12 protein-coding genes are annotated in these 14563 nt (G+C 63.6%); 7 read left to right on the forward strand and 5 right to left on the reverse strand.

Annotated features, from left to right (window positions below):
- The first annotated feature begins 451 nt into the window (after positions 1-451).
- The 4 genes from NKI69_RS20895 (at position 452) to NKI69_RS20910 (ending at position 5810) form a co-directional block, all read left to right on the forward strand.
- On the forward strand, positions 452-3886 hold the full coding sequence (locus NKI69_RS20895; RefSeq protein ID WP_352722466.1) for a helicase-related protein: 3435 nt from the start codon (positions 452-454) through the stop codon (positions 3884-3886).
- A 16-nt stretch (positions 3887-3902) separates the two neighbouring features.
- Complete coding sequence (locus NKI69_RS20900; protein ID WP_127297242.1) at positions 3903-4289, forward strand: RNA-binding S4 domain-containing protein; 387 nt, start codon at positions 3903-3905, stop codon at positions 4287-4289.
- 234 nt (positions 4290-4523) lie between these two features.
- Positions 4524-4862 carry a ferredoxin FdxA gene (fdxA, locus tag NKI69_RS20905; protein WP_023699302.1) on the forward strand — a complete coding sequence of 113 codons (339 nt, stop codon included), beginning with the start codon at positions 4524-4526 and terminating at the stop codon, positions 4860-4862.
- A gap of 366 nt (positions 4863-5228) precedes the next feature.
- Positions 5229-5810 carry a CarD family transcriptional regulator gene (locus NKI69_RS20910; RefSeq protein ID WP_013529179.1) on the forward strand — a complete coding sequence of 194 codons (582 nt, stop codon included), beginning with the start codon at positions 5229-5231 and terminating at the stop codon, positions 5808-5810.
- A gap of 172 nt (positions 5811-5982) precedes the next feature.
- Here the strand turns inward: NKI69_RS20910 and NKI69_RS20915 are convergent, their stop codons facing one another.
- Positions 5983-7752 (reverse strand): hybrid sensor histidine kinase/response regulator, encoded by a 1770-nt coding sequence (locus NKI69_RS20915; RefSeq protein WP_352722467.1) that lies wholly within the window; start codon positions 7750-7752, stop codon positions 5983-5985.
- Between the two features lie 129 nt (positions 7753-7881).
- Here NKI69_RS20915 and NKI69_RS20920 point away from each other — a divergent pair, with 129 nt between their 5' ends.
- Positions 7882-8541 carry a response regulator gene (locus NKI69_RS20920; RefSeq protein ID WP_128305518.1) on the forward strand — a complete coding sequence of 220 codons (660 nt, stop codon included), beginning with the start codon at positions 7882-7884 and terminating at the stop codon, positions 8539-8541.
- Between the two features lie 157 nt (positions 8542-8698).
- Positions 8699-9316 (forward strand): LysE family translocator, encoded by a 618-nt coding sequence (locus tag NKI69_RS20925; protein WP_352611411.1) that lies wholly within the window; start codon positions 8699-8701, stop codon positions 9314-9316.
- A gap of 64 nt (positions 9317-9380) precedes the next feature.
- On the opposite strand, the gene NKI69_RS20930 is transcribed toward NKI69_RS20925, so the two are convergent.
- The 3 genes from NKI69_RS20930 to NKI69_RS20940 form a co-directional block, all read right to left on the reverse strand.
- A complete protein-coding gene (locus NKI69_RS20930; protein WP_352722468.1) occupies positions 9381-10151 on the reverse strand; it encodes an amino acid ABC transporter ATP-binding protein in 771 nt (256 codons plus the stop codon).
- On the reverse strand, positions 10148-10828 hold the full coding sequence (locus NKI69_RS20935) for an amino acid ABC transporter permease (protein ID WP_031213968.1): 681 nt from the start codon (positions 10826-10828) through the stop codon (positions 10148-10150). The genes NKI69_RS20930 and NKI69_RS20935 overlap by 4 nt, the downstream gene beginning before the upstream one ends.
- 138 nt (positions 10829-10966) lie before the next feature.
- A complete protein-coding gene (locus tag NKI69_RS20940) occupies positions 10967-11740 on the reverse strand; it encodes an amino acid ABC transporter substrate-binding protein (protein WP_128305517.1) in 774 nt (257 codons plus the stop codon).
- Between the two features lie 323 nt (positions 11741-12063).
- Between NKI69_RS20940 and NKI69_RS20945 the strand changes: the two genes are divergently transcribed.
- Positions 12064-12927 (forward strand): RNA polymerase factor sigma-32, encoded by an 864-nt coding sequence (locus NKI69_RS20945; RefSeq protein WP_352722469.1) that lies wholly within the window; start codon positions 12064-12066, stop codon positions 12925-12927.
- A gap of 24 nt (positions 12928-12951) precedes the next feature.
- Here NKI69_RS20945 and NKI69_RS20950 read toward each other — a convergent pair whose 3' ends face one another.
- The gene (locus NKI69_RS20950) at positions 12952-14421 is read right to left on the reverse strand and encodes a M48 family metalloprotease (protein WP_352722476.1); all 1470 of its coding nucleotides are present in this window, start codon (positions 14419-14421) and stop codon (positions 12952-12954) included.
- Between the last annotated feature and the right edge of the window lie 142 nt (positions 14422-14563).

A 14563-nucleotide genomic window follows, 5' to 3' on the forward strand; every position in this document is an offset into this window, starting at 1 on the left:
ACGACAGCCGGAATCGCCTGCCCAACTGCTTAACGCAGGTTAAGAAAGATCAACAATTTCATAATGTTGGTCGAGGCGCGCCAAGCCACCGTGATTGTTTCCAGGCAAAGGTTAACGGCAACGCCCTCTTAGCATCAAACGGGCCAGTTCAGCGATTCAGCATGTGGTGCGACTCGCGGTCGCGAAATCCACATGTAGCCGTGAACAAAAGCTGAATCTGCAGGAGTCACTGATTCGTCGCCGATTCGTTCCAGACTCGTTCTATCCGTTAATCCGCAGCCGATTGAAAGCTTGACAAAACCACCTTCTCGCCGCCGACGGAACATTCCGCTTTCGCTTCGCGCCCGAAATCCCTATGTGTCGCCTGTCATACGCGCCATTTGAGGCACGCTCCCGACAACCAGAGGCCAGAAGCCTTATCTCCAGGTCCCGGAAGCCTTATTCTAGGTTGATGAACATCCAGCCCAAACACACAGAGCCGCTGATCCTGTCGGGCCGCGACGTGACCGCTGTGCTCGGGCCGACCAACACCGGCAAGACCCATCTCGCCATCGAGCGCATGGTGGCGCATGAGAGTGGGATCATCGGCCTGCCGCTCAGGCTTCTGGCGCGCGAGGTCTACGCCCGCGTCTGCGAAAAGGTTGGCGCCCACAAGGTCGCGCTGATTACCGGCGAGGAAAAGATCCAGCCACCGGGCGCCAGATATTCGGTCTGCACTGTCGAGGCCATGCCGCGCGAGACCGACGCCGCCTTCGTCGCCATCGACGAAGTGCAGCTCGCCGGCGACCTCGAGCGTGGCCACATCTTCACCGACCGCATCCTGCATCTGCGCGGCCGCCAGGAAACGCTGCTGCTCGGTGCAGCCACCATGCATGGCATTCTGCAGCGCCTGCTGAGGGGTGTCTCGGTGGTGACGCGGCCGAGGCTGTCGCATCTTGCCTATGCCGGCTCCAAGAAGCTGACCCGCCTGCCGCGGCGCACGGCGATCGTCGCCTTTTCCGCCGACGAGGTCTACGCCATCGCCGAGCTGATCCGCCGCCAGCAGGGCGGTGCCGCCGTCGTGCTCGGCGCGCTCTCGCCGCGCACCCGCAACGCCCAGGTGGCGCTGTTCCAGTCCGGCGATGTCGACTACCTCATCGCCACCGATGCCATCGGCATGGGTCTCAACCTCGATCTCGACCACGTCGCCTTCGCCCAGAACCGCAAGTTCGACGGCTTCCAGTATCGCAACCTGACCGCGGCCGAGCTCGGCCAGATCGCCGGCCGCGCCGGCCGGCATCTGCGCGACGGCACCTTCGGCGTCACTGGCCAGGTCGACCCGCTGGACGAAGAGCTGATCAAGAAGATCGAAGGCCATGATTTCGATCCGGTGAAGGTGCTGCAGTGGCGCACCGCGCATTTCGACTTCGCCAGCCTCGACGCGCTGAAGCGCTCGATCGAGACCAACGCCCCCGTCGAGGGACTGACGCGGGCATTGCCTGCCGTCGATGCACAGGCGCTCGAGCATCTGTCGCGCGACGAGGACATTCGCGCACTCACCACCAATGCCAAGCGCGTGGCGCTGCTGTGGGAAGCCTGCGCGCTGCCCGACTACCGCAGGATCGCGCCGGCGCAGCATGCCGACCTCATCGCTTCCATTTACACGGACCTGGCACGCCACGGCCATGTCGACGAGAATTACATGGCCGAGCAGGTGCGCCGCGCCGATACCACCGAGGGCGATATCGACACGCTGTCGCATCGCATTGCCCAGATCCGCACCTGGACATTCGTGTCGAACCGGCCCGGCTGGCTGGCCGATCAGGCACACTGGCAGGAAAAGACGCGCGAAATCGAAGACAGATTGTCGGATGCGCTGCATGAGCGGTTGACGAAACGCTTCGTAGACCGCAGGACTTCCGTCCTCATGCGGCGCCTTAGAGAAAATACCATGCCTGAAGCCGAAATTAGTCCTACCGGAACCGTCCTTGTCGAAGGCCATCATGTCGGCGAGCTGCAAGGGTTCCGCTTCACCGCGGACCAGACCGCCGGCGGTGAAGACGCCAAGGCGGTGCGCACCGCCGCCCAGAAGGCGCTGGCCGCCGAGTTCGAGGCTCGCGCCGAACGCTTTGGCGCCTCGGCCAATGGCGACATTGCGCTTGGCTCGGACGGCACGCTGCGCTGGATCGGCGCGCCGATCGGCACGCTGGTATCAGGCGAAGACGCGCTGAAGCCGCGGCTGGTGCTGCTGGCCGACGAACAGCTGACCGGCCCGGCGCGCGACAAGGTCGCCGCGCGTGCAGAGCGATTCGTCAATTTCCAGATCGAGTCGCTGCTGAAGCCGCTGGTCGATCTCAGGAACGCCGACCAGATTTCCGGCATCGGCCGCGGCATCGCCTTCCAGCTGGTCGAGAATTTCGGCCTCATCAACCGCCGCGACATCGCCGAGGAGATGAAGTCGCTCGACCAGGAAGGCCGCGCCGCCCTTCGCCGGCTTGGCGTGCGCTTCGGCGCCTACCATGTCTTCGTGCCGGCGCTGATCAAGCCGGCGCCTGCCGGGCTGGTGACATTGCTGTGGGCGCTGAAGAACGACGGCAAGGACAAGCCGGGCTTTGGCGACGTGGTCCATGCGCTCGCCTCGGGTCGCACCTCGGTGGTGATCGACCCTGCTTTCGACAAGACGTTCTACAAGCTTGCCGGCTACCGCAATCTCGGCCGTCGCGCCGTGCGCATCGACATACTGGAACGGCTGGCGGATCTGATCCGTCCGGCGACCAACTGGAAGCCCGGCCTCGGCCAGCGCCCGGACGGCGCCTATGACGGCCAGTCCTTCATGGTGACGCCGCCGATGATGTCGATCCTCGGCGCCACCGCCGACGACATGGAAGAAATCCTCAAGGGTCTCGGCTATCGTGCCGAGCCGAAGCCGGCCGTCGAGGTCAAGGCGCGGCTCGAAGCACAGGACAATGCCGCGCGCGAAGCGGCGGTGGCGAAGCTTGCGACGGAAGAAGCTGCACGAGCCGAGCAGGCCAAAGCGGCGGAAGCCGCGGCAACGGATGCCGCAGCAGAGGCAGCGGTCGAAGGATCGGAGCCGGCATCGGACGCAGTGGCCGTTTCGGAAACCGCGGCCGAAATTCCCGCCGAAATCACCTCCGACGCCGCGGCTGAACCTGCTGCGCCTGCCGTGGAAGAACAGGCGGACGCTCCTGTCGAAACCGTGCAAGACGAAGCGCCTGTAGCCGAGGCTGCGCCCGACGTCGCCGAACCGGCGCCGATTGAACCGCAGGCAGAGACTGAGACTGCCGAGATCGAAGTTGCAGCGGCAGAAGAAGCCGCAACGGCCGAGTTGGTGTCAAATGCCGCGCCGGCAACGGACGCCGCGCCGGACGAACCTGTGGCGGTGACTGAAGCAGCCGCCGGCGAACCCGCTCCGGAGGCCGAAGCGCCAAAACCCATCCTGTTGTGGCGGCAGGGCCGCTTCGAACAGCGGCCGCGCAACCGCGACGACAGCCGCAGGAACAATCGCCCACGCAACGGACAAGCGCGCGGCCGAAGCGATGCACCCGTGGATACCGCCGGCGCACCGGCCGTAGCTGCACCCGGAGAACGTCCGGCCCATGAAGGACGGCGCGATGGTGCCGGCAAGCCGCGCTTCGACCGCTCGAAATTCAAACCCAAGCCGCAGGCCGAAGGCGAACAGCGGCGTGACGGCAGGGCGCAGGGCGAGCGTCCCGACCGCCGCGAGGGTCGTCCCGACTGGAAGGGTGGCAGGCCGGATGCCAAAGGTGGTCCGCAAGGCGGCAAGCCGGCCTTCCAGCCGAAGCCGCGCGAGGAGCGCCCGGTGCGTTTCGATCCGGATTCGCCCTTCGCGAAGCTCGCCGCATTGCGCGACCAGTTGAAGAAGTAGAACCCGGCTCGCTTCGATGGTTGCCGAAGGCCGCCAGCGCATCGACAAATGGCTGTTCTTCTCACGCGCCGTGAAATCGCGCTCGCTGGCGGCAAAACTGGTCGTCGCCGGCCGCGTTCGCATCAATCGCGACAAAGCAGCGCAGGCCTCCGATCAGGTCAAGCCAGGCGACGTCCTGACCATCACGCTCGAGCGGCGCATCTTCATCTGGAAGGTGCTCGGCGCCGGTACGCGGCGCGGCCCGGCCGAGGAGGCCCGTACGCTCTACGAGGATATGTCGCCACCGCCCGCACCGAAGGGCGAAGCCCCTCCCGATGCAATTCCGGGGCTGCGCGAGGCCGGCAGCGGCCGCCCGACCAAGAAGGAACGTCGCCAGACCGACCGATTGCTCGGCGAAGACTGATGCCTGGCGTCCAAAAACACGCAGCGGTTTTGGGACAACGGCACGCCTGAGACGAGAACTGAGCCCGGCAAACAGACGCTCTGCGGGACATGACTGACTTCCGCCGGGCCTGCAGTCTGGAATTCCATTCCGGAAACACCGGCACCGTCCGCAATGGCTACCCTTGCAAGCGGTCGACAAAGGCGTTACCTGACGGAAAAAGCCCAACAAAATGGGACGTCCCGGAGCCGACCGATGACCTATGTCGTGACCGACAATTGCATCAAATGCAAATACATGGACTGCATCGAAGTCTGTCCGGTCGACTGTTTCTACGAAGGCGAGAACATGCTCGTCATCCATCCCGACGAGTGCATCGACTGCGGCGTTTGCGAGCCGGAATGCCCGGCCGACGCGATCAAGCCTGACACCGAACCCGGCCTCGACAAATGGCTGCAGGTCAACACCGAATACGCCGACAAATGGCCCAACATCACCGCCAAGAAGGAACCGCCGGCCGACGCCAAATCCTTCGACGGCGAGGCCGGCAAGTTCGAGAAATACTTCTCGGCAGAGCCCGGCGAAGGCGATTGACAACACGGCCGCAAAGGCCGGTATTACGCTGGGTAACAGGCACGTCGCATTAACCGGCTTGACAGGCGGCGCTGGCCTGTGGCCTTCGCTTGTGCAGCAAAACCTTGATTCTTCCGACTTTTTGTGTTACATCAGCGAAATATGCCGGTGACACAACGTCGATTTATGGCGCAGACGCCCCAAATCACTGAAAGGTGAAAATCCCATTCGGACCAGAGCGATCTGGGCCAGGCGGTCGCAATGTCGCGTTTGCCGGTCCGGCTTTTCCGATGGGTTCATCTGTTGTGCGGCTAACGATCGGCTTCCCCGATCGCGCGAGTTCGGACCGGCAGGACGCCGGTGCCACAACAAGGAGTTCAGGGCGTAATGGCAACGATCACCCCGCAGAAGAAGTCCACCGCTGCGCGTCACGGTTTCAAGACCGGCGAATACATCGTCTACCCGGCGCACGGCGTCGGCCAGATCGTCTCGATCGACGAGCAGGAAGTTGCTGGACACAAGCTGGAACTGTTCGTCATCGACTTCTCGAAGGACAAGATGCGCCTGAAGGTTCCGGTTGCCAAGGCGACCTCCATCGGCATGCGCAAGCTGTCGGAAGAGGATTATGTCGAGCGCGCGCTGAAGGTCGTGCAGGGCCGCGCCCGCGTCAAGCGCACCATGTGGTCGCGCCGCGCCCAGGAATATGATGCGAAGATCAATTCGGGCGACCTGATCTCGATCTCGGAAGTCGTGCGCGACCTCTACCGCGCCGACAACCAGCCGGAGCAGTCCTATTCCGAGCGCCAGCTCTATGAGGCGGCGCTCGACCGCATGGCCCGCGAGATCGCGGCCGTCAACCGCATGTCGGAAACCGAAGCCGTGCGCTTGATCGAGGTCAACCTCAACAAGGGCCCTAAGCGTGGCGCCAAGGCCGACAATGAAGAGGCCGAGCAGGAAGAAGCTGCCTGATCCTTCTCGCCTTTGATTCGAGAGATCCTGCCTGAAACGATTGGAGGCTCCGGTTTGACTGGGGCCTCTTTTGCTTTCGGGCGGCGGCTTCGATGTTGATGATGTACTGCGCACCAGCGTGCTGCATCGCGGCTTGCTGGCGCGCTCCGGGCCGTCCAGCGCGCGTTTTCGGTTAACGTTTGTCCCCACTTGTCGCCTTGCCAGCAAAGCAGACCGCAGCAATGGTTTCGCGCAATTCCTCGTCGGCGATCGGCTTGTGCAGGATGCGGCTGCCGCTGGCGCTGATCTCCTTGAGGCGCGAAGGCGAGGTATCGCCGGTGATGATGATGGTCGGGACAACGCGGCCGATATGGGCGTGAAGCGCACGGATCGCGTCGGTGCCGGTGGTATCATTCTCGAGACGGTAGTCTGCGATGATCAGGTCGACCGGCGCATCGCCGGCAGCCAGCGCCGCCGCATGGGCCTTCCGCGCCTCTCCGGCGGAGCGGCCGGGATAGACACGATGTCCCTCCAGGCTGAGCAAGCGCACCATGGCATCGAGAACATCGCCCTCGTCCTCGACCACGATGATGCCCGCGGCACTGCTGACCGGCGATGTCGTGTCGACCGCTAAGCGAGCTTGCACCGCGCCGGCCTTCGCGACGGTGATGGAAAACAGGGAACCGCGTCCGGATGTCGAAGCCAATTTCAGGGGGTGCCCCAACAGTTCGGCGGTGCGGCGAACGATGGCGAGCCCGAGTCCCAGGCCTTGCGTGCGGTCCCGCGCCGGGTTCTGCAACTGCACGAACTCCTCGAAGACCATCCCCTGCTGATCGGCGGGGATGCCGGGGCCGCTGTCCAGGACCTGTATCTCCACACATGCGCCGCGCCGGCGACAGCCCAGCAGGACACCACCTTGCTTGGTGTAGCGAAAGGCATTCGACACCAGGTTGTTGAGAATGCGCTTCAGCATCATCGGGTCGCTGTCGACGTAGAGGCCGCTGTCGACCACGCGCCACCTAAGTCCGCGCTGTTTCGCCTCGGCGGCGAATTCATTGCGAAGATCACCAAAGAGGTCGCGCAGCGGCACCGCCTCGCTCGCGACCGTGACGATGCCCGCATCGAGCCGGGAGATATCGAGCAAAGCGTTGAGCAGCCCACTGAAGTTGCTGACAACCGATTTCGCTCGGCTGGCCAGCTCGCGCGCCTCGCCGGAGGGTACGTCGCCGCGCTGCCCCAAAACGGCAAGCGTCGAGACCAGCAGGCTCAGGGCATGGATCGGTTGGCGCAGATCGTGACTCGCCGCCGCCAGAAAACGCGTCTTGGCACGGTCGGCGGTCTGCGCCCTGTCGCGTTCCTCTTGCAGATGCTCGACCAGCGTTTCGTTCTCCAATCGCAGGCTGACGGTTTCGCGCAGCATGCGGTAGGTGATACGGCAGTAGTAGAAATTGATCGCCACCAGCGATGCGAGCAGGAACAGGAAGGCGCCGGAAATATCGCTTTGGGTGGTCAGGCAGCGAAGGGCGACCGGCACCACCGTTGCCAGGATGGAACCAACCAGCGCCGGCGGAAAGGCCGACAGAGACGGCACCGTGCCGCAGACGAGACCAGTTAGGACAATGACCGTGAAGGACAGCACGATCGGCGCCTCGGGCATGAAGCCGACCCAGCCAAGCACACCCCACAGAAGGCCCGACATGCAGGAAAACGCCGTAGCCAGCCATGCCCAGCGCAAGATCGAGTGGCGATCCCGGGCGCGGCTGAAAAAACGGCGCGACGCCAGCACCCGGATAGCCGTCAGCAGATACAGCGCCGCTAGCCAGCCGATCAGCCAATTGGTGGAAACGGCCGTTCTCAGCACATAGACCGCCGCCATCGAGATCACGATGTTGGAGATGACCACGCCGTAGGAATTGCGATACAAGAGTTCGATCAGGGCCTGGCGTATCTTGTCTTCCTGCATCGAAGCCCTCCAATTGCCCCAAGTATTCTCCGGGCGGTCTTCCCCGGTACCGTTGATCTACCGGCAACCTGTTTCGCATAGATTGGCGATCGATCCATATACGCCGCTGCAGTCCTGGATGGTGCCCTGATGAATCGCCCGCTCACCGCCATACTCGCCGACGACCATGCCATCGTGCGCGAGGGGCTGAAGCTGCTCATCTCGGCAATGGACAATGTCTCGGTCGTCGCCGAGGCTGCGGATGGCGAGGCGCTGCTTGGCCAGCTGCGAAGCACGCGCGCCGACCTTTTGATCCTCGACCTCGGCATGCCAGGTGTCGCCGGGATGCAGTTCATCGCCACCATCAGGACCTTGGCGCCACGCCTGCGGATCGTGGTGCTGACGGCCAATATCGAGCCGAGGACGGTGCGCGCCGCGCTCAGTGCCGGGGCCAACGCCTACCTGACCAAGGACGGCGATCCCGAGGAACTTGGCGCCGCCATCGAAGCGGTCAAGAACGGAGGCACATATCTGGCGAAAACCGTTCGCTTCGCCGTCAGCGATATGGGCAGGGGCAGCGAGCCGATAGCCGCACAGGAAATCCTCTCCCCGGTGCCGCTGACGCGGCGCGAACGGCAGATCCTTCAACTGGTGGCGCAAGGCATGATCACGCGCGACATCGCCGAACGGTTGGGGATCAGCCTGCCGACCGCTCGCAAGCATCGCGAAAACCTGATGGGCAAGCTCAATCTCCACAACACCGCCGAACTGACCGCCTACGCGGTTCGTCTGGGATTGCCCGCCGGCTGACATCGCAGCCGCGACGATGGGCAACCCCGCAACGTCCCCTTAACCATCGGCAGATTAGCCAAGCCCGATCACGATCCAAATACGGCATCTGCCGTATGTTTTCGGCCTGACCCCCAGCCTACTCCTCCCACGGCTTGATCACATGGGAGGAGCCGTCATGCCGTCGCTGGATCTTTGGATTCCGTTCGCCCTCGCAACGCTCGCCTTCGCCTGCATGCCAGGGCCGGCGATTCTCTACATGACCGCGCAAACGCTGGCCCATGGCCGTCAGGCGGGATTGATGGCGGCACTGGGTGTTCATCTCGGCTGTTACGTGCACATCCTGGCCGCGGCGGTCGGGCTCGCCGCACTGATGGAACACGCGCCGGTCGCTTTCTCGATGATCCGATTGGCGGGCGCCATATATCTTATTTCGTTGGGCCTTGCCATGTTCCTGGGCTGGAACCGGATGGGCGAGGACGGTGCCAGGCCGGCGCCGAACACATTTCGCGACAGCATGGTCGTCGAGATCCTCAATCCCAAGACGGCACTGTTCTTCCTGACCTTCCTGCCGCAGTTCGTGGACCCGTCAGCCGCCATTGCCGTAGGGTTGCAATTCCTCATCCTCGGCATCGTCGTCAATCTCATCTTCTCGATGGCCGACCTGGCGGCGGTCGGCATCGCCTCGCTCGCCGTTGGCCGGTTCACTGGCGGCGGCGCCGGATGGGTGATCCCCAAGACATGCGGTTCGATCCTCATCGGACTTGGCGTGGCGCTCGTCAGCCATCATATCTGAACCTGCAAATGAAAAGCCGCGGCTGGGGCCATCACCCGAATTCAACACACTCTGGGCCGCGCGCTTACGCGCCGCCGCCTTCCTTCTCAGCCTCCTGCTTCAGCGTCGCAATGAAGCGCTTGGTCCGTTGCTGCTCCGGATTGTTGAACAGCACCGCGGCCGGTCCCTTCTCGACGACGAGACCGGCATCGAGGAACACCACTTCCTGGGCGATCTTGGAGGCGAGGCGCAGATCATGCGTCGCCATCACCATGGTCGTGCCTTCGCTGGCGAGCTTGCCAAGCACGTCGACCACCTCTTGCGCCAGTTCCGGGTCGAGCGCCGAAGTCGGCTCGTCGCAGAGCAGCACTTTCGGTGACGGCGCCAACGCGCGGGCGATCGCCACGCGCTGCTGCTGGCCGCCCGACAAGGTCGCTGGCCAAGCGTCGGCCTTGTGCGCCATCCCCACCTTCTCCAGCAAAGCCAGCGCCCGCTCGCGTGCCCTCTCAGGCGGCCATCTCAGCACCGTCACCAGCCCTTCCATGACATTCTCGATCGCGGTGCGATGCGGAAACAGTTGAAAATTCTGAAACACCATGCCGGTCTGCAGCCGCAGGCGCTGGATATCCCTGGCCGGAACCCTGCCGCCGGGGTGGAATTCGAGCGTCTCGTCGCCGATCCGCACCGTGCCCGAAGTCGGAATCTCCAGGAGGTTGATGCAGCGCAGCAGGGTGCTCTTCCCCCCGCCCGAAGGTCCGACCAGCGCCGTGACGCTGCCTTCGGCAATGGTGACTGTCACGCCCTTCAACACGAGATTGTCGCCGAAGCGCTTTTCGATGTTGCTGAGGCCGATCATGAGCGTGCCTCCAGGAAGCCGCCATAGCGGTTGAGCCGGATCTCCAGCCGCGTCTGCAAGGCCGACAGCACCGAACTCAGCGCCAGATAAAGGATCGCCGCCTCGACATAGAGGATCAGCGGCTCATAGGTGGTGGCGACGATGCGCTGCGCCGCCTGGAACATCTCCGGCACGGTGATGGCGGCGGCCAGCGACGTGTCCTTGACCAGCGAGATGAAGGTGTTGGAGAGCGGCGGCACCGCGACCCGGCCGGCTTGCGGCAGAATGGTGCGCCGCATCGCCTGGCCCCAGGTCATGCCGATCGAATAGGCGGCTTCCCACTGGCCTTTCGGCACCGAGCCTATGGCCGCGCGGATGATTTCCGACGTGTAGGCGCCGATGTTCAAGGTAAAGCCGATCAGCGCCGCCGTGAAGGCGTCGAGCAGGATCCCGACCGACGGCAGGCCGTAGAAGATGAGGAACAGCTGCACCAGGAGCGGCGTACCGCGGAAGATCCAGACATAGAAGCGCACCAGCGCGACCAGCGGCTTGGGGCCGAACAGCCGGGCGAGTGCAGCACCCAGGCCGACCGTCAAGCCGAGAGCAAAGGACAATAGCGTCAGCGGCACGGTGAAGATCAGCGCCGCCCACAGGAGCGAAGGCAGCGACTCCAGCATCAGTTGCAGCCAGTGCGGCACGTAAGACCCTCCAGATTGGTCGAAGCAACTTGGTCAAAGCAAGAATGCGTCGGCCATATCACGACAAAAGCGGCGGGCCGTCAAAGACGGCTCGCCGCTCGATAGTCTCATGGGCGGCGGACCGGCCCGCCTCCCGGATTACTTCGAAACGTCCTGGCCGAAATAGGTGTCGGAGATCTTCTTGTAGGTGCCGTCGGCCTTGATATCGGCCAGCGCCTTGTTGATCGCGGCGACCAGCTCCGGGTCGCCCTTGCGCACGATGACGCCGGAATAGTCGGCGTTTTCCTCTTGCGCGGCGATCCTCACATTGGCGTCGGGCTTGTGCTTCTTGAAGTCGAGGAACGACAGACTGTCATTGATCGTGGCGTCGGCGCGGCCGGTCAGAAGCAGCTGGATCGACTGGTCGAAGCCATCGGTGCCGACCAGTTCGGCGCCGTTCGTTTCGGCCAGCTTGCCGAAATTCGAGGTCAGCGACTGCGCCGACTTCTTGCCCTTGAGATCGGCGAAGCTCTTGATGTCGGTGTTGTCGCCGCGCACGATCAGCACCGCCTTGGAGGCGATGTAGGGATCGGAGAAGTCGTACTTTGCCTTGCGGGCGTCGGTGATGCCGACCTGATTGATAACGGCATCGTAGCGATTGGCGTCGAGGCCGGCGATCAGTCCATCCCACTTGCCTTCGAGGAACTCGGCCTTGACGCCAAGCTTGTCGGCGATCGCCTTGGCGATTTCGACGTCGAAGCCGACCAGTGCACCGGACGTGTCATGGTAGGTGAACGGCGCATAGGTGCCTTCCGTGCCGACCTTGATGACACCGGCGTGCTTGATCTGGTCGAGATTGGCGCCGGCATGGCCTGCAGTGACAGCCAGGGCCTGCAGCGTTCCGGCGATGATGAGCGACTTGAGCCATTTCATTTTTCTGTGATCCCGTCCTTGGCCGGCTGGCCGGCATATTTGTGAGCGCTGGAAGCTGACAGATGCAAGCCGAAAAAATAAGGAACAGAATTTCAAAAACAACCGGTTTATGAAACCTAATTCTCCAAATGGCACTTTCTGCTCGTCATCGCAGCCATCACGAACCGTCCTGGGAATCCTTCAGGCAACACAATCCCGCTGCCACGGTCGCGGAACCTTTCCCGCGCATGGCAGTTCTGGCTGTTGTAGGGCACGACGCCGCCATTTCAACCCGGGCGCCAGCCAAGTTTGCAAAGTCATCCGCACCACCCAGGGAGCGCCTCATGATGGAAGACACGGCAGGACGGATCATGGTCCGCGCGGCAATGAAGGCTCCCTACCTCGAGCGTGACGAAGAGCATCGGCTTGCATTGCTCTGGAAAGAGGACAACGACCAGAACGCGCTGCACAGCATCACCGTCGCCCATATGCGGCTGGTCATTTCCATGGCGTCCAAATTCCGCCATTACGGCCTGCCGCTCGGCGACCTGGTTCAGGAGGGTCATGTCGGACTGCTCGAGGCCGCCGCCCGCTTCGAGCCGGAGCGCGAGGTGCGGTTCTCGACCTATGCGACATGGTGGATTCGCGCCTCGATGCAGGACTATATCCTGCGCAACTGGTCTATCGTGCGTGGTGGCACCAGCTCGGCCCAGAAGGCGCTGTTCTTCAATTTGCGACGCCTGCGCGCGCGGTTGGCGAATGGCACGGAGCCGCTCTCCAACGCCACGCTCTATCGCGAGGTGTCGGAGGCGCTTGGCGTCTCCGAAGCCGATGTGGCGATGATGGATTCGCGGCTCTCGGCGCCCGACTCCTCGCTCAACATGCCTATTGCCGACGATGCGGGTTCGACCGAGCGCATGGATTTCCTGATTTCGGACGATCCGCTGCCCGACGAGGTCGTCGGCGACAAGATCGATGTCGCGCGCCGCTCGCTCTGGCTGAGGGAGGCGCTTCGCGCGCTCAACGCACGGGAGCTGAGGATCATCGAGGAACGGCGGCTGAACGACGAGGGCGCGACACTCGAAGCGCTCGGCGAAACGCTCGGCATCTCCAAGGAACGCGTCCGCCAGATCGAGGCCCGCGCCATGGAAAAGCTCAAGGTCGCATTGGTGAAGCAGAATCCGGAGTTCATCGCGACTGCCGCCTGAACGGCGGCAGGCGTCCAGCGGCGCCTACTTGTCGGTGACGATCTTGACCTTGTCGCCGGCCGAAACCGCGGCACCGGGCGACAGCGCATTGAGGACGCGGAACAGGTCGAGCTTGCGGTCGACGCCGACCATCTGCGCCGAAAGCGAACCCATCGTCTGCCCTGGCTGGACGGTGACGACGCGGATGTGCAGCGGCTTCAGCGCCGCCTTTTCGGCAGCGCTCAAAATCCGGAACGAGCCGCTGACCGAGCGGGCGATCGTGTCCAGCGACGTGCTGGCGGAAGGGGCCGCGGTCAGCAGCCGGTAGACCTGGCCGCCGGCGCGGATGACCGCAATGTCGAACTGCCAGCCTTCGGCGCCGGCATGCGCGGTCGCCGCCTCATTGCCGTTGATGGTTTCCTGCTTGACGCTGCTGTCGACGAGACCAGCCACCCAGCCGCTGCGGATATAGTCCGTCAGCGCTCGGTTCTTGTCGATGGAAACGCCATCGAAACGGATCGCTATGTCGCCGGGGCCGGTGGCCGTCACCGCTGCCGCCGAATTGTCGATGATGAAGCCGTCCGGCACCGTGAACGACACGCCAAGGCCCGGGTGCAGGAAGGTTTCGCCGCGCACATAGCCTTCCTCGGGTGTGTCGCCATAGAGCAGGCCGTCTATGCCGGCGAGGAAGGAATCGCGGTCGCGCGTGCCGACGCCCGGCGCGCCGAACTGGCGGGCATGGCGCTGCGCCAGATCGATGCGCTGCGGCGTGTTGGGGTGCGTGGCCAGGAAGTCCAGGCTGGCATCGGTGGCGCCGCTGATCGAGCGGAAATCGGTATAGGCCGACATCGATTGAAGGAAGCGGCCTGCGGCGAAAGGATCGTAGCCGGCCTGGCCGATCGATTTGATGCCGATGGCGTCGGCTTCCAGCTCCTGGTTGCGCGAAAATTGCGCCAGCCTCAGCTTGCCACGGATCAACGCCGCCTTGGCGGTCGGGCTGTCGCCGAGCACGTCCGAAACCACCTTGGTGGCCAGGCCTTCCTCGGCCTCCAGTTGCTGGCGCTGCAGGCCGTGATTGGCGGTGACGTGGCCCATCTCATGCGCGATGACGGCGGCAAGCTCGGCCGAATCATTGGCCAGCGCCAGGAGGCCGCGGGTGATGTAGAGATAGCCGCCCGGCAGCGCGAATGCGTTGACGTTGGGCGAATTTAAAATGGTGATGCGATAGGTCTGTGTCGGGTTGGCGGACACCACCGTCAAACTACCGACCACCTTGGCGACCATGCGTTCGAGCTTGGGGTCGGAATATTCACCGCCATAAGTCGCCAGGATGCGCGGGTGCTGCGCCTTGGCCAATTCGGCGAGCTTGTTGTTGGCGCCGACATTGTCCACCGTGATCGGCTTGTCGGAAGGCTGGAAGCCGGATTCCTGAACTTCCGGCGGCGTGAACATCTGGCAGCTTGCCAACGCCACGGCAAAACCGGCCAGCGCGAGAAAACGCGCCAGCGGTTTCATTCCCAATGTGTTAGCGCCGATCGCCAGAACGGCTTCCTTTCGGGTCCCGGCGCATGACCACGAAAATCGGGGGCGATCTTCGGAACGTGTCATGCGCTATCTCAAACTGCTGCAGCATCCGTGCCCGTCCCTTAGGGCGGGC

The organism is Mesorhizobium sp. M0491 (genome assembly GCF_040321265.1).
GTDB lineage: Bacteria > Pseudomonadota > Alphaproteobacteria > Rhizobiales > Rhizobiaceae > Mesorhizobium.